The organism is Variovorax dokdonensis (assembly GCF_030316895.1).
Classification (GTDB): Bacteria; Pseudomonadota; Gammaproteobacteria; order Burkholderiales; family Burkholderiaceae_C; genus Variovorax; species Variovorax dokdonensis.
Genome location: NZ_JASZYV010000003.1, coordinates 1,038,167 through 1,053,757 on the forward strand (window position 1 = coordinate 1,038,167; position 15,591 = coordinate 1,053,757).

15 protein-coding genes are annotated in these 15,591 nt (G+C 66.9%); 9 read left to right on the forward strand and 6 right to left on the reverse strand.

The genetic code is table 11. The annotated features are described in order from the left end of the window. The first annotated feature begins 240 nt into the window (after nt 1-240). The 4 genes from QTH91_RS18490 to QTH91_RS18505 are packed head-to-tail and all read left to right on the forward strand — an operon-like array spanning nt 241 to nt 3,166. Nucleotides 241-771 (forward strand): DUF6622 family protein, encoded by a 531-nt coding sequence (locus tag QTH91_RS18490; RefSeq protein ID WP_286661552.1) that lies wholly within the window; start codon nt 241-243, stop codon nt 769-771. 43 nt (nt 772-814) lie between these two features. Continuing rightward, on the forward strand, nt 815-1,102 hold the full coding sequence (locus QTH91_RS18495; RefSeq protein WP_286661553.1) for a 2TM domain-containing protein: 288 nt from the start codon (nt 815-817) through the stop codon (nt 1,100-1,102). 43 nt (nt 1,103-1,145) lie between these two features. Beyond that, entirely contained in the window at nt 1,146-2,273 is a 1,128-nt protein-coding gene (locus QTH91_RS18500) for a sensor histidine kinase (RefSeq protein WP_286661554.1), read from the forward strand. Next, nucleotides 2,270-3,166 carry a LytR/AlgR family response regulator transcription factor gene (locus tag QTH91_RS18505; RefSeq protein WP_286661555.1) on the forward strand — a complete coding sequence of 299 codons (897 nt, stop codon included), beginning with the start codon at nt 2,270-2,272 and terminating at the stop codon, nt 3,164-3,166. The genes QTH91_RS18500 and QTH91_RS18505 overlap by 4 nt, the downstream gene beginning before the upstream one ends. Before the next feature lie 93 nt (nt 3,167-3,259). On the opposite strand, the gene QTH91_RS18510 is transcribed toward QTH91_RS18505, so the two are convergent. Next, the gene (locus QTH91_RS18510; RefSeq protein ID WP_286661556.1) at nt 3,260-3,622 is read right to left on the reverse strand and encodes a hypothetical protein; all 363 of its coding nucleotides are present in this window, start codon (nt 3,620-3,622) and stop codon (nt 3,260-3,262) included. 129 nt (nt 3,623-3,751) lie between these two features. Here QTH91_RS18510 and QTH91_RS18515 point away from each other — a divergent pair, with 129 nt between their 5' ends. Next, nucleotides 3,752-5,554 carry a glutamine--tRNA ligase/YqeY domain fusion protein gene (locus QTH91_RS18515; RefSeq protein ID WP_286661557.1) on the forward strand — a complete coding sequence of 601 codons (1,803 nt, stop codon included), beginning with the start codon at nt 3,752-3,754 and terminating at the stop codon, nt 5,552-5,554. Continuing rightward, nucleotides 5,551-6,408 (forward strand): M23 family metallopeptidase, encoded by an 858-nt coding sequence (locus QTH91_RS18520; RefSeq protein WP_286661558.1) that lies wholly within the window; start codon nt 5,551-5,553, stop codon nt 6,406-6,408. The genes QTH91_RS18515 and QTH91_RS18520 overlap by 4 nt, the downstream gene beginning before the upstream one ends. Before the next feature lie 18 nt (nt 6,409-6,426). Here the strand turns inward: QTH91_RS18520 and QTH91_RS18525 are convergent, their stop codons facing one another. Then, nucleotides 6,427-7,611, reverse strand: a complete 1,185-nt coding sequence (locus QTH91_RS18525) for an MFS transporter (RefSeq protein ID WP_286661559.1) — start codon at nt 7,609-7,611, stop codon at nt 6,427-6,429. A 117-nt stretch (nt 7,612-7,728) separates the two neighbouring features. Here QTH91_RS18525 and QTH91_RS18530 point away from each other — a divergent pair, with 117 nt between their 5' ends. After that, nucleotides 7,729-8,685 carry a LysR family transcriptional regulator gene (locus QTH91_RS18530; protein ID WP_286661560.1) on the forward strand — a complete coding sequence of 319 codons (957 nt, stop codon included), beginning with the start codon at nt 7,729-7,731 and terminating at the stop codon, nt 8,683-8,685. Here QTH91_RS18530 and QTH91_RS18535 read toward each other — a convergent pair. Beyond that, nucleotides 8,664-9,596 carry a M14 family metallopeptidase gene (locus QTH91_RS18535; protein ID WP_286661561.1) on the reverse strand — a complete coding sequence of 311 codons (933 nt, stop codon included), beginning with the start codon at nt 9,594-9,596 and terminating at the stop codon, nt 8,664-8,666. The two genes, QTH91_RS18530 and QTH91_RS18535, sit on opposite strands and share 22 nt — an antisense overlap. 174 nt (nt 9,597-9,770) lie before the next feature. Between QTH91_RS18535 and QTH91_RS18540 the strand changes: the two genes are divergently transcribed. Beyond that, entirely contained in the window at nt 9,771-10,685 is a 915-nt protein-coding gene (locus QTH91_RS18540) for a restriction endonuclease (RefSeq protein WP_286661562.1), read from the forward strand. Nucleotides 10,686-10,691: 6 nt separating this feature from the next. On the opposite strand, the gene QTH91_RS18545 is transcribed toward QTH91_RS18540, so the two are convergent. The 3 genes from QTH91_RS18545 to QTH91_RS18555 form a co-directional block, all read right to left on the reverse strand. Beyond that, complete coding sequence (locus QTH91_RS18545; protein WP_286661563.1) at nt 10,692-12,116, reverse strand: amidase family protein; 1,425 nt, start codon at nt 12,114-12,116, stop codon at nt 10,692-10,694. A 105-nt stretch (nt 12,117-12,221) separates the two neighbouring features. Continuing rightward, a complete protein-coding gene (locus QTH91_RS18550) occupies nt 12,222-12,977 on the reverse strand; it encodes a FadR/GntR family transcriptional regulator (protein WP_286661564.1) in 756 nt (251 codons plus the stop codon). 55 nt (nt 12,978-13,032) lie between these two features. Next, entirely contained in the window at nt 13,033-13,977 is a 945-nt protein-coding gene (locus QTH91_RS18555) for a LysR family transcriptional regulator (RefSeq protein WP_286661565.1), read from the reverse strand. A 102-nt stretch (nt 13,978-14,079) separates the two neighbouring features. Between QTH91_RS18555 and aptA the strand changes: the two genes are divergently transcribed. Next, a complete protein-coding gene (gene aptA, locus QTH91_RS18560; RefSeq protein WP_286661566.1) occupies nt 14,080-15,450 on the forward strand; it encodes an omega-aminotransferase AptA in 1,371 nt (456 codons plus the stop codon). Nucleotides 15,451-15,591: the final 141 nt, after the last annotated feature.

Here is a 15,591-nt window from a genome sequence, read left to right on the forward strand (position 1 = left end):
TTGGCGCATGGCTCGCGCGGCGCCGGGCACGCGCGAAGCAAAACGAGTAGAGCGTGAAATCGTAGCTGTCATCGTTGACCGACCGTAAAGAAGCGGTAAAGCCCCCCGCCGCCCATCGGCCGCTCATGCCGTTCGCGCCGCTTCGGCGCAGTTCGTCGCAACGCGATGGCCGCTCCCGGCCCGCGCCGGCACAGTGCACTCACCAATCCGACAGACACCCCTTTTTCAGGAGTTGCCAACATGCTGCTGCAGATCCTCTCCCACACGCCCGAATGGGTATTCGGCCTTTTCGCCCTGCTGGTCTGGCTGGGCGCCCGCCAGCTTCGCGAAGGCACCGTCGGCCTCATGCGCGTCAGCCTGATGCCGCTGGCCATGATCGGCCTGTCGCTCTACGGCGTGTGGTCTGCCTTCGGCAATTCGCCGATGGCACTGGTCGGCTGGGCTGCTGCGGCCGCGGTCGCCACGATGGCGACCCAGGCAATCGCCCTGCCGGCGGTGACGCGGTTCGACGCTGCAACGCGCAGCTTCCGCATGGCCGGAAGCGCGGTGCCGCTGGTGCTGATGATGGGCATCTTCTTCACCAAGTACGTGGTCGGCGTCTTGATGGCCATGCATCCCGAGTTGACGCACCAGGCCAGCTTCGCCGTCGGCATCAGCACGTTGTACGGCGCCTTCAGCGGCATGTTCTTCGGCCGGGCGCTGCGGCTGTGGAAGCTGGCACTGCGCGAAGTTCGCGAGCTGCGCGGCCTTCGCAGCCCGAGCGCCGCTTGACGCAAGCCAAGCGCCCCCCCAACCCTTTCCAAGGAGAATCATCATGCGCATCGCCACACAGGACATCGAACAACTCGCCCGGCGCCGAGCCAAGGCAAAGTTGGGCTTCTGGAGCCACGCCACGGTCTACGTTGCCGTCAACACCGTGCTGGTCGCCATCTCGCTGGCCACGGGGCGCCACTGGGCCGTCTTTCCGCTGCTCGGTTGGGGCCTGGGGCTGTTGCTGCACGGCCTGTCGGTCTGGCTTTTCGCGCCGGGCAACCTGATGCTCGAACGAATGGTGGCGCGAGAACGCGAACAGCTCGCCGCGCACGGCACCGATCCGTGGTGAGCCAACGCCCCGGCGCCCACGCACTTCCCGCAGAATGCGCGCCATGAACCACGACTGGCGCGACCTGGGCCGGCACTACCTGCAAGTGCTGGCCTTCTGCTTGGCCATTGCCGCGTTCACCACATTGATCTGGCCGGAAGACGGCTACTGGATGCAGCTGGCTTATTCGGTCTGCATCGGCACCTTCATCTGGCTGCCGATCGAACTGGGGCGCTTTGCGTTCCTGGCCCCCGGAGAGACCGGATGGCCGAAGGGCTGGCGCGGGGCGGTGCTGACCTTGGTCGGCATCGCGATCGGCTTCTTCGTCGGCTCGCTGCTGTCGTATGCGCTTTTCGGCGGCGGCCCGTTGCAAGGCTTCATGGAAGGCCGACGCAACAGCTATGTGTCGATCGTGATCACCGTGACCGCCGGCATCATCGGCAGCTACTTCTTCCATGCACGCGGACAACGCGCGGCGCTCGATGCGCGGCTGAACGCGGTGGAGCGAGATGCCGCCGAAGCCAAGCTCAAGCTGCTCGAAACGCAGCTGGAGCCGCACATGCTGTTCAACACGCTGGCCAACCTTCGCGTGCTGATCGCCACCGACCCGCCGCGCGCCGTCGCGATGCTGGACCGGCTCAACAGCTACCTTCGCGTGACGCTTTCCGGTTCGCGGGCCACGTCGCATCCGCTGGCGGCCGAGTTCGACCGTTTGGCCGACTACCTCGAACTGATGTCCGTGCGCATGGGCGAACGCCTGCGCTACACGCTGGACCTGCCCGACGAGCTGCGCGACACGCCCGTACCGCCGCTGTTGCTGCAGCCGCTGGTGGAAAACGCGATCCGGCACGGGCTGGAGCCCAAGGTGGAAGGCGGGGAGATCCTCGTGCGCGCTCGGCGCGTCGCCGATGGCGCACTGCGCATCGAAGTGCGCGACACCGGCGTCGGCATGCAGCCAGATCCGATGCGCCACCAAGAAGGCTCGGGCTTCGGACTGTCGCAGGTGCGAGAACGCCTCGCGACCGCCCATGGCGACCGCGGTACGCTGCGCATGACCACTCTGCCCGAGGGCGGCACCTGTGCCAGCGTGCAGTTGCCCATCGCGGTCGCGTCGCCGGCCGAGGACAGCGCGGCGGCCTCTGTCGCGGCACCGCCCATTCTTCAAGGCAACACGCACGCTCCGCCCCCATGAAAGCCACTGCACTCATCGCCGAAGACGAACCCTTGCTCGCCGCGGCATTGCGCGCCGAGCTGGCCGCGGCCTGGCCAGACCTGAGCGTCGTCGCGAGCGTGGGCAATGGCCTGAGCGCCGTCTCGGAAAGCCTGCGCCTGCTGCCGGAGGTGCTGTTCTTCGACATCCGCATGCCGGGCCTGGACGGCCTCGGCGCAGCGACAGAACTTGCCGATCAATGGCCGGTCGACGAGCGCCCGATGCCCCAGCTGGTTTTCGTCACCGCCTACGACGAATACGCCACCCGTGCCTTCGACGCCCAGGCGATCGACTATGTGCTCAAGCCGGTTCAGCCAGAGCGTCTGCGCAAGACCGTGGCGCGCTTGCAGCAGGCGCTGTCTGCGCGTCAGGCGGCTTTGCCGGTCGCCTCCGGGAGCACGCCCGCCGCGGCCGAAGCGCTGGAACAGGCGCTCACGCAATGGCGCCGGCTCATCGACGCCGCCGCGGGTGGCACCACCGCCGCGATGCCGGGGGCTGCGGCGACGGCGGGGGCGCCGGGCCCAGCCTTGGCGGCACCGACCGCGCCCCTGAAGTTCATCACCGCCAGCGACGCCGGCGGCCAACGTCTGCACATGGTGCCCCTGAGCGATGTGGTCTTCTTCGAGGCGGCCGACAAATACGTGCGCGTCCTCACCGCCACCCAGGAACACCTGATCCGCACGCCGCTCAAGCAATTGATGCAGCAGCTCGACCCCAACGACTTCTGGCAGGTTCACCGAGCCGTCGTGGTACGCAGCGACGCCATCGAGTCCGCCCAGCGTGATGACGTGGGCCGCCTGACTCTGCGCCTGCGCGGCCGGCCGGAGAAGATCTCGGTCAGCCGCCTCTACGCACAGCAGTTCAAGGCGATGTGAGCACCGATGAAAAGAAAAACGCCCCGCAAAGGGGCGTTCGGTTCAGGACGTTTCGGTAGATCGGCGCCTTGGGTAGAAGGGCCGCAAAAGGCTTCAGCGCCAGCCCGGACGCCCGTAGTGGCCGCCGCGATACCCGCCATGCGCGCCGCGGTAGTAGCCCCGCGCATAGCCGGCCCGATAGTAGGGACGGCCGTAGCCGTAGTAGCCACCTGCGGGCCTGACCACCACCGGTGGTGCATAGACCACGGGCGGCGGCCCGTAATACACCGGAGCCGGCGGGTAGTAGACGGGCGCGGGCGGGTAGTAGACCGGAGCCGCCGCGCCGATGTACACGCCCGGAACGTTGACCCCGACCGACCACGATACGCCGGCCGATGCCGTGGTGGCCGCGCCGAGCGCACCGGCGCCCAGAAGCAGCGCTGCCGAGAACTTCAGATGTGCACGTGTGAGCTTCATTTTTTGGTACTCCTGCGGGCGGTTTCACCCATATCGGCATTCAACGCCTGCCATGTAAATCTCGTGTACGGCGCAGCGTGAAGTTGGTGTGTAAAGGTAACGACCGTCGCGGCCTTCTAGAATCCGATGATGAATTCCCCTGCCGACAAAGAAACGGCCAAACCCAGCAATTTCCTGCGCCAGGTCATCGAGAGCGATCTTGAGCAAGGCACCTACGCCGAACGACGCTGGGGCGGCTCGCCCGGCGACGCCGAGCACCACGCCAAGGGCATGATCGATCCGGCGCGCGTGCGCCTGCGCTTTCCGCCCGAACCAAACGGCTACCTGCACCTGGGCCACGCCAAGAGCATCTGGCTGAACTTCTCGCTGGCCGAGCAGTACGGCGGCGTGTGCCACCTCCGCTTCGACGACACCAACCCCGAGAAGGAGGAGCAGGAATACGTCGACGCCATCCGTGAGGCCGTGCATTGGATGGGCTTCGGCACCGCGATCGCGGACGACCCCGCGCATCCGGGTGCGCCGAACTCGCACCAGTACTTCGCCAGCGACTACTTCGACTTCATGTACCGGGCCGCCGAATACCTGATCGGCGCGGGCTTGGCCTATGTGGACGAGCAGACCGCCGAGCAGATGCGCGCCCACCGCGGCGACTTCAACACGCCCGGCGTGGACAGCCCGTTCCGCGCCCGCACGGCCGAGGAAAACCTGGCTCGCTTCCGAGACATGCGCGACGGCAAGCTGGCCGACGGTGCCGCCGTGCTGCGGGCCAAGATCGACATGGCCAGCCCCAACATCAACCTGCGCGACCCCGCCCTGTACCGGATCCGGCGCGCGACGCATCACAACACGGGCGACAAGTGGTGCATCTATCCGATGTACACCTTCGCGCACCCGATCGAAGACGCGCTGGAGCACATCACCCACAGCATCTGCACGCTGGAATTCGAAGACCAGCGGCCCTTCTACGACTGGCTGCTCGATCGACTGGCCGAAGGCGGGCTGATCGCACGGCCACAGCCCCGGCAGTACGAATTCGCGCGCCTCAACGTCACGCACGTGGTGACCAGCAAGCGCAAGCTGCGCCAACTCGTCGAGGAAGGCCATGTCGACGGCTGGGACGACCCGCGCATGCCCACGTTGGCCGGCCTGCGCCGCCGCGGCTATACGCCCGATGCCATCAAGCTGTTCTGCGAGCGAAGCGGTGTGACCAAGTCCGGCGGCTGGACCGATTACGCAGCCCTCGAGGCAGCGCTGCGCGAGACGCTGGACCCCATCGCCGTGCGGGCCATGGCCGTACTCGATCCGGTCAAGCTGGTCATCACCAACTGGGGCGAACTGATGGGCGGCGACGAGGTGCTCGATGCCTGCTCGGCGCCGGTGCATCCGCACCATCCGGACATGGGGCATCGCCGCTTCAAGTTCGGGCGCGAACTGTGGATCGAACGCACCGACTACGAGGACGTGCCGCCCAAGGGCTATCAGCGCCTCTATCCCGGCAACAAGGTCCGCCTGAAATACGGCCACGTGATCGAATGCACCGGCGCCACCCGCGACGCTGAAGGGCAAGTCACCGAGGTGCAGGCCAGGCTCGTGCCCGACACCAAGAGTGGCACGCCCGGCGCCGATGCGATCAAGGTCAAGGGCGTCATCACATGGGTCGGTGCCAGCGACGCCGTGCCCTGCGAGATCCGCATGTACGAGCGCCTGTTCGTCGCCGACAACCCGGGCGTGGGCGAGTTGGTCGAGGAGCTCAATCCCAACAGCCTGAGCGTGTCGCAAGGCTACGTCGAGCCCTCGCTGGCCGATGCCCACAGCGACATGCCGCTGCAGTTCGAGCGACACGGCTACTTCGTCGCGGACGCCAACGCCGTCGCCAGTGGCCGGCGCGTGTTCAATCGCACCAGCAGTCTGCGCGACAGTTGGGGCAAATGACGATGCAGCGTCGCAGGCTTCTCGCAGGTCTGGCGGGTGCGCTCGCGCTTCCGGCGACGGCGTCGCGGGCCTGGGCGGCCTCGCCGCCTGCACCAGACCTTTTTCCGCGGGCGTTGCAGGTGCCGGGCGGTGTCGCCCGCCTGTCGCTGGGCCCGTCGCCCACCCGCCCGGCGGCCAGCCATGAAGGCGCGCCGATCCTCGTGATCGGCGATCCGATCGAATGGACGGCGTTGGTCGGCATTGCGCTGGCGCAGGCGCCGGGGCAGGCCAGCATCGACGTCACGTCAGGCGGCGAGCCCAAGCGGCGCGTGGCCTATACGGTAGCCCCCAAGAAGTACAGCGAGCAGCGCCTGACCGTCGCGCCAGGCAAGGTGGAGCTTTCGCCGGAAGACCTCGCCCGCTATCAACGCGAAGCCGCGCACGCGAAGGAGGTCATGGCGACTTTCTCGCAGCCGCTCCCCGATCGCCTGCACATGACCGTGCCGGTGCCCGGCCGTCGATCCAGTTCGTTCGGACTGCGGCGCGTGTTCAACGGACAGTCGCGCAATCCGCACAGCGGCATGGACATCGCAGCCGCCACCGGCACCCCGATCGCCGCGCCGCTGCCTGGCCGCGTGATCGACGTCGGCGACTACTTCTTCAACGGCAATACGGTGTGGCTGGACCATGGCGGCGGCCTGCTGACCATGTATTGCCATCTGCACCGCACCGACGTGCAGTTGGGCGATCGGCTCGAGGTCGGCGATGTGCTGGGCCAGGTCGGCGCCACCGGCCGCGTGACCGGCCCGCACTTGCACTGGGGCGTGATGCTCAACCGGACCATGGTCGATCCGGCCCTGTTCATCGACGCCTGATCGCCTGGCGGCGCGGTGTCAGCGCCGACCGGCCAGCCGGATCGCCAGCGCGATCGCCGCCGAAAACGTCGCCATACCCACCACGCCGGTCCACCCTGCCAACGAGAGCATCAGGCTGCCCAGGCCGGCGCCCAGCGCCATCCCGGAGAACATGCCGACGAACAGCACCGCGTTGAGGCGGCTGCGCGCTTCCGGCTCGATGCCGTAGACGATGGTCTGGTGCGACACCAGCGTCGACTGGAACCCGAGGTCGAACGCAATGGCGGCAGCCACCATCAACCCCAACTGCGTTCCGGTGGGCAACAGCGGCATGGCGAGCATGACCGCGAACGACGCCAGGACCACCGCTGCCCCGATGCGGGTCACGCGCTCGGGTCCACGGCGATCGGCCAGGCGCCCCGCCAAAGGCGCGGCGAGCGCGCCGGCGGCCCCGGCCAGACCGAACGCACCGGCGGCGGCGCTGCCCAGATGGAAGGGCTCGCCATGGAGCATCACGGCCAGCGTCGACCAGAAGGCGCTGAAACCCACCGACAGCGCCGCCTGCGCCAGCGTGGCACGGCGCAGCGCCGGGTGGCGCCGCCACAGTTGCGCGAGCGAGCCGAGCAAGGCCGCGTAGGAAACGCGCGTCGTCGGCGCGAAGGCAGGCAGGCCGCGCCACAAGGCCGCGCCCATCACGGCGACCGCAACGGCCGCGGCCACGAACATGCTTCGCCAGCCGAAGAACTCGGCGGTCGCGCCGCTCACCACGCGGGACAGCAGAACGCCGAGCAGCAGGCCCGTCATCACGGTGCCGACGATTCGGCCTCGGTGCGCCGCTGGTGCCAAGGTAGCCGCCGCTGGAACGATGTCCTGCGCCAGCGTCGCCGCAAGCCCGATGAGCAGACTTGCCGCCAACAGCATGCCGATGCCCGGCGACCCAGCTGCGGCCAGAAGCGCCCCGAAGAGCAACGCCGTCTTCAGAAGAATGATGCGGCGCCGGTCGAAGCGATCGCCCAACGGCGCCAGCAAGAGCAGGCCCAGCGCATAGCCCAGTTGCGTCAGCGTCGGCACCCAGCCGATCTGTTGCGACGTGGCGCTCAAGCTGGTGGCCAGCACGCCGAGCATGGGCTGCGCGTAGTAGAGCGATGCGACCGCCAGACCGGCGGCCACGGCAAGCAGCAGGACCAATCCGGTCGAAAGCGCTTGTTCCGTTTGGTCATTCATGAATGGAATGGATGATGAAGCATCCGGGAGGGCTTTGGTAGTCATGGCGGCGAGTTTCTCCCTTGTGAACCCGCCACGGTAGTAGCGCCTTGCGAACAATGCCTATACGCTTGACGTATGAGCAAGGACCTCAGTCAACGCCTGGATCTGCTTCAAACCTTCGTGCGGATCGTGGAGGCCGGCAGCCTCTCGGCCGCGGCCAAGCAGTTGGGAACCACGCAGCCGACGGCCAGCCGCCGCTTGCAAGCGCTGGAACGTTCGTTGGGCATGCGCCTGCTTCAGCGCTCGACGCATGCGATGAAGCTCACGGAAGACGGCCAGCGTTGCTACGAGCGGGCCCGCGACCTGTTGGCCCGCTGGGAGAACTTCGGCGAAGAACTGCGCGGCCCGGCCTCGGAATCCGCCGGGCACCTGCGCGTGCGTGCGCCGCATGCCTTCGGCCAGGAGCTGCTGCTAGCGCCCGTGGTCGACTTTCTCAAGCGGCATCCGCGGGTGACGGTCGAATGGCTGCTCGACGACCGAACGCCCAACTTCATCGCAGAGGACATCGATTGCGCCATCCAGGTCGGCGAGACGTCCGATCCGTCGCTCGTGTCGATTCGCCTGTGGTCGGTGCCGCGCATCCTGGTGGCGGCGCCGCAACTGCTGGCGGGGCGCCCGCTGCCGCAGCATCCCGGCGAACTGGTCGACCTGCCCTGGATGGCGCTGCAGACCTTCTACCGCACCGAGATCGAACTGACACCGGTGGCGGGTGGCGAGTCGGTGCTGCTGCCCATCCGCCCGCGCCTGAGCACCGACAGCCTCTTCGCGCTGCGCAACGCCGCACTCATGGGCCTGGGGGTCTGCGCGGCATCGGCCTGGGCGCTGGCAGACGACGTGGCGCAGGGCCGCCTGATCCATCTCGCGCCGCTGTGGCAGACGGCGCCCTTGCCGGTCAACCTGATCTATCCGCCGACGCGCTTTCCGCCGCTGCGCCTGAGTCAGTTCATCGCGCTGATGCGCCAGGTGGCGCCGGAAGCCATGGAGGCTGTCGGCCGCAACGCCGGAAACGCTCAGAGCGGACGCGTGAGATAGACCGCCTCGCGCCCGACGATCGGCTCACGCGTGGGCATGAACACGGTGCAGTGATCGCAGGGGGCGACGATGCGCTGCTCGCCGTCGGTGGCGATCACATCGCCTTGAGCGAAAGTCTCGAATCCCACCAGCGGGCGGGTGAAGCGGAACTCCGGCGTCGTGACCATGCAGGTGCGAAGCAGCTCGAACCTGCGCTGCGGTCCCACCGGCGCAGAAGGGGTGTGGTCGATCAACCCGAAATGCGCCAGGAAGCGCAGGGTGACTTCGGTGGCGACCTCCGCCGACGAGCGCCGGAAATGCTGGCCGCATTCGGCCACCAGGGCGGCGCCGGGCGCATGCTCCCCGCCATGCGCGCCGTGCTGGATCAAGGGCGTCCCCGAGCCCAGTCCGCTGGGCATGACCAGGTGCGTGGACGGCAAGCCGATGGCCTGCGCCACGCGCGCATTGCGCTCGAAGCCGGGGTACACCCAGAACGGTTCGTTGTCCTGGCTGGTCGAATGAATGTCCAGGATGTGATCGGCCGCCGCCACCACCGGACGCAGTTCGCGCGCGCGCCGCAGTTCCGGGCTGTTCTCGCTGCCTCCGAGCAGGTCGTCCGACCAGACGCGGTTGAGGTTGTGCTCGATCTGGCGATTGGCAAAGGGCTTGTCCGCATTGAACGCGTTGTAGGCCTCTACGTGCGCAAAGCTGATCGTGAGCGTTCCGATCTTGGGCCTGACCTGCGTGTCCAGCAAATGCGTGGCCGCCACCATTCCGCAGATCTCGTTGCCGTGCGTCAGCGCATTGATCAGCACATGCGGCCCCGCCAGACCGGATTCGAATCGATGCACGTACGGAACGCCGATGTTGCCCTGTGCATACGCCGACAGGTCGCGCGGCAGGATTTCGAGTGAAGGAAATGGTTCTGACATGGCCGCCCAGCAGGCAAAGAACAAAGGCTACCAGAGGGCGCGCCTTTGCGTTGTCCAGCGCTACGGATTTGCTAGCAGGCCACTTGCATCTCGCCGATCAAGACGCACTGTGAAAATTTGGCGGCAACACGTACACTGCGTCGACGACAACTTTGGTTACAAGCCATCCGAGCCATGAGGGACTTCGAGCCGGCCCGGCGCCCACCCAGTCGAACCCCCAGTCCGACGGGCTGGATCATTGCGTTGCTCGGACTGCTGTTGCTGGTGGGCAGCTATCAGTTGCTTCCAGGCGATCTGGGCGGCGCGCTCCCGGCGGGACTTCGAACCGTTGCGTGGCTGGGCATCGTGCTGGGGATCCTTCTGGCGTTGCTGCAACGGCGCCAGCGCCGTACGCCTCCGGGCGCACGCATCGACCCGGTCCATGACGAAGATGCCGACGAATACGACCAGGCCGGCGTGACCAGGCCTTCGGTCCTGGCTGCGCTGGGGATTGCTCGCGCGCCATCCGTGTCCGAGCCGGCATTCGTGGACACGATTGCCGTGCCCACGACAGCTTCCGAGGTCGATGAAGACCCGTCCATGCCGCCGCGCGAGGACGCGCCACGCCCGGCACCCGCTGGGCCGCCGCCGGTTCGCTGGAGTCCGCTGCTCCTGCAGCGCCTCGATGCCGAACAATTCCTCGCGCTGTGTCGCAGCTTCTTCTCGCAGGCGGGCTTTGCCACCAGCGTTGCCAATGGTTCCGACAAACACGAAGGTGCTGACCTGTGGGTCCAGTCGCGCCACATGCCCGAGCCGCGCATCGTGCGCTGCCGCCATTGGCACGACGCGCCCGTGGATGCGCGCGAGATGCGCGAGTTCCTGCGCTCGATGGGGGCAAACAACCTGGCGCATGGCACCTACGTCACCAGCGCGACGTTCACGGCCGAAGCATCCGACTTCGCCAAGACCCATGGCATCCAGGTGCAGGACGGCCCCGCCCTGCTGCGGCTGATCTCGCACCGCACCGCCGAGCAGCAGCGCGAGTTGATGTCGGCGGCGCTGGGCCCAGGGCGCGAACTGCCGACGACGACGATCGCCGGCGCGCTCTGACGCTCGTCAGCGCGGATTGATCGGCGTCTGCATGGGCGCCCGCGCCTCGATGACCTGCGCCGCGTCCAGCGTCATGTCTTCGCGAAAACGCTGACCGATGATCTGAACACCGGTGGGCAAGCCGCTGGCGCCGATGCCGGTCGGCACCGCGGTCGAGGGCAGCCCCAGCATGGGCACCACGAAGCTGGGTGCCTGAGCCGCCAGGATGCTTTCCAGCGAAGCCTTGCTTTCGGTGTCCATGCCCTGCGGGAACGGCGGTTGCAGCGACGTCGGGCAAAGCACCAGCGGATAGCGCTGCATGAACATGCTCCATTGACGGATCCAGCCGGTCCGCTGCGCCAAGGTATTCATGTATTCCTGCGCCGTGGGAACGGGATGATCGCCGAGGTGCCAATGCACCGCCTTCTTGATGCCGGAGTCGCCATGGGCCTGGACATTGGGCAGCAGGCTCAAGGGGGCCTCGGCCCGCGCCAGGAGCTGCCAGGCATCGGCAATCGCGTTGAACGCCGGCAACTCGACTTCCTCGACGATGTAGCCGGCTTCCTGCAAGTAGCGGGCGGCATCGCGCATGGCTTGCGCAACGTCTGGATGCACGCCGCAGCCGCTCGGGTCGACGGCCATTGCCACGCGCAGCGGGTGCGCGAGCGCTTCGCCTTGCAACGGCGCCGGCACCCACCATGGATCGCGTGCGTCGGCCTGCGCCATGACGCCCAGCGCCAGGCGAAGGTCGGCCACGCGCCTTGCCAGCGGCCCTTGCACGGACATCATCTGCGTGCTCATCGTGCGCTCGGGCTTTCCGAAAGCCGTCGGCAGATAGGCCGCCACACGGCCGAAGCTGGGTCGGATGCCGGCGACGCCCGCGCAGTAGGCGGGGTAGCGGATCGAGCCGGCGAGATCGTTGCCGTGAGCGATGGGCGCAATGCCCGCAGCCACCGCGGCCGACGCGCCGCCGCTGGAGCCGCCTGGCGTGTGCGCTGCCGACCACGGGTTGAGCGTGCGGCCATGCAGGTCGTTGTCGGTAAACCAGCGGGACGAGAACGCCGGCGTGTTGGTGCGCCCCAGAAAGACCGCACCGGCCTTGCGCAAGTTGGAAACGACGGGGCTGTCTTCTGCCGCGATGACGTCCTTGAACGCCACCACGCCGTTGCTCGTGGCCTGGCCGATCTGATCGACATTGATCTTGATCGTCACCGGCACGCCATGCAGGGCGCCCAGCACGTCACCGCGCGCCACGGCGGCATCGGCCGCATCCGCTTCAGCCAAGGCCTGCTCGGACATGTCGACGACGACGGCGTTGATGGCCGGATTGACCTCGGACATGCGCCTCAGGCACGCGGTCACGACTTCGCGGCTGGAGACGGCGCGATGGCGAATGGCAGGCGCCAGATCGACGGCGTCCCATTTCCAGAGTTCGGCAGGAAGGTGTTTCATGAGGTGAGGCTCCTGGTGGAAGGATTGCGGGAAACGAAGCGTGGCCGGCTGGAACGTCGAGGCTTTCGCCGGCAGCGGATGACGCGGTGTCGGCGGACGCAGGACTCAGGTTCGAGCACGCTGCTGCATGGCGATCACGTAGCGCTCGGCGGTATCGATGTGGTCACGCATCAAGTCGCGGACCCGCTGTGCGTCCTGGTCGCGAAGGGCTTGCACGATGGCCTCGTGGGCTTCGCAGTTGTGCCTGGTGAAGGCGTGCTCGCCCGCCATGCCCTCCACCGACGGCGAGCTGGCGACGGCGTTGGCGCGGACGACCGAATTGACGAACTTGGCCACCATGGACAGCAGCGGGTTCGGACAGGCATGCGCCAGGATGTCGTGAAAGTCGACTTCGGCGTTGCGGATGGACAGCCAGTTGGCCGGGTTGTCGGCCAGGTGAAGCGTATCGATGCTCGCCTGCAAGGCCTCGAAATCACTTTCGGTCAGCAAGCCGATGACGCTCGCGGCGGTTTCGGGCTCCAGCAGCTTGCGCACTTGGTACATCTGCGCGCCGTCGATCGGATTGAAGTGAAAGAAGTTGCGCATGAAGTCGAGCACGCGTTCCATTTCCACTTCACGCACCCTCGCGCCGCCGCCCGGACCGGGCATTGTGTAGATCAGCCCCTGCACCTCCAGCGACTTGAGCGCCTCGCGCACTGATCCTCGACTGGCGCCGAACTGTTCGATGAGGTCCTTTTCCGCGGGCAGCCGGTCGTTCACACGGAAGTGGCCACTCACGATTTGCACCCGCAGCGCGTCCGCAATCGCGTCTGGAACCTTGTTGCGAAGCGCGCCTCGGTGCAATGAGCGGGTCGAATTCATCAATTCATTATCATGATTGTGATGATTCGGCGCAATGCGGGATTGGCCCACCGGGTCAGCGGAGGCCGTGGGTCTGCTCCAGGCACTGCGCAAACAAGGCGGTCGCGCGCGATGGCGCAGGCGATCGCCGGACGATGCTGACGAACCGGCAGGTGTAGTGGAATCGCTTCGGATCGACGGCCTGCAGCAACCCGCGCTGCTCGAACGATTCGGCGTAGTGGTCCGGCAGGAAACCCAGGTACTTGCCCGACAGCACCAGCATCGCAATGGCTTCCTGGTCGAAACCGGTCGCCGCGCGCGGCAGCTTGGCGCGATGGCTGAGCGCCATGTTGGGCGAGTGATAGCCCAGTCCCGCAAAAGCGTGGGCGCGCAGCTTGGCCCACGTCAGGCCTGCGGCCGAAGCCCCGAAAAGCGGATGACCACGGCCGCAGTAAAGGTGCATCTGCTCATCGAACAGCGGCGAATAGGCCAGGCTCTGCGAGCGGCGATGCTCCGGAATGATGCCGACGTTGAATCGGCCGTCGATCACGCCACGCTCGATCTCGTTGATGCTGGCGATGTGCACGTGCAGTTCCACCTCCGGCGCCTGCGTCCTGAACTGCGCGATCGTCTCCGGAATGCGCGCCTGCGGATTGCTGGCCGTCTTGTCGAACAACGCCAGGTCGAACTGGCCGCCCAATCGCATGTGGATGTCGTCCACGCTGGCGCGAAAGGCGTCGACCGACGCCAGCAGGCGCAAGGTGGCTTCGTAGACCAGCTTGCCGTCGGGCGTGAGCGCGAATCCGGCCCGGCCGCGCCGGCACAACACGAGCGACAGGCGCGTCTCCAGATCCTTCACGTGCCGGCTGACCGTCGAGGTGCCGATGTTGAGCTCCAGCTCCGCAGCCGTCATGCCGCCGCACTCCACCACGCTCTTGAACACGCGCAGCAAGCGAAGGTCCATGTCGCTGAGCTGGCCGAGCAAGGCCCGGGACTTCCGGCTGGTTTCCGATACTTTCATGAATGCGCAAGTAAACAGCGATATCGGTTCATTTTCAAGACCGTGAGGCGCCCGAACAATCGCCCGGACTCCACCCTCCGGAACGCTGCGCGTCCACACCACATGACCTCTTCAGCCCCCACGGCCATCCGCACCGAAACGTCGTCGCCGGCTCCTGCCCGCAAAGACGCTGCCTGGCTCGACGCCTACTGGATGCCCTACACGGGCAATCGCAACTTCAAGGCCGATCCGCGGATGGTGGTGGAGGCCAAGGGCGCGTACTTCACGGACGACCACGGCCGCAAGATCTTCGACGGCCTGTCTGGCCTGTGGTGCACCGGCCTGGGCCATGCCCGGCCCGAAATCACCGAAGCCGTGAGCCGCCAGATCGCCAGGCTCGACTACGCGCCAGCCTTCCAGTTCGGCCATCCTCTGGCCTTCGAACTGGCCAACAGGATCAAGCAGTTGACGCCCGCAGGGCTCGATCGCGTCTTCTTCGTCAACTCCGGCTCCGACGCTGCCGACACCTCACTCAAGATGGCGCGTGCCTATTGGCGAGCCAAGGGAATGGCCAGCAAGACGATCCTGATCGGCCGGGAAAAGGGCTACCACGGCGTCAACTTCGGCGGCATTTCCGTGGGCGGCATCGGCGCCAACCGAAAGCTGTTCGGCCAGGGCGTTCATGCCGACCATCTTCCGCACACCGTGGTGCCCGGCAGCTTGTTCAATCGCGGCATGCCCGAGCAAGGCGCGGACCTCGCCGACCGGCTGCTGGACATGATCGCCCTGCATGACGCGTCGAACATCGCCGCGGTGATCGTCGAGCCCATGTCGGGTTCCGGTGGCGTGGTGGTTCCGCCGGTGGGCTATCTGCAGCGGCTGCGCGACATCTGCACGGCCCACAACATCCTGCTGATCTTCGACGAGGTCATCACGGGCTTCGGGCGCTGTGGCGCAATGACCGGTGCCGACGCCTTTGGCGTCGTGCCGGACATCATGAACATCGCCAAGCAGGTGACCAACGGCGCCCAGCCGCTCGGCGCAGTGGTCGCCACCGACGCGATCTACGACACGTTCATGAGCGCGGGCGGCCCCGAATACATGATCGAGTTTCCGCACGGCTACACCTATTCGGCCCACCCGGTGGCCTGCGCGGCCGGCATTGCCGCGCTGGACGTGCTCCAGTCCGAAGACATGATCGGCCGCGTCCGGGCCATCGCGCCGTACTTCGAAGACGCAGTGCACGGGCTCAAGGGCTGCAAGCATGTCGTCGACATCCGCAACATCGGGCTGGCAGCAGGCCTCACGCTGGCGGCGGCTCCCGGGGAGCCTGCACGCCGCCCCTACGAAGTGGCGATGGCCTGCTGGAAGAAGGGCTTCTACGTGCGATATGGCGCCGACACCATCCAGCTAGCGCCGCCTTTCATCGTCGAGAAGGACGAGATCGACCGCCTCGTCAATGCACTCGGCGACGCGCTGGACGAAACGCCTTGAGCCGCTCCGTATCCGCCGATCGAGATTCCCCCATGAGCATTGCCAACATCGACCACTTCATTGCCGGCCAGGTGGCCGCCAACAGCAGCGCCCGCACGCAGGACGTGACCAACCCGGCCAGCGGCCGCGTCACCGCCAAGG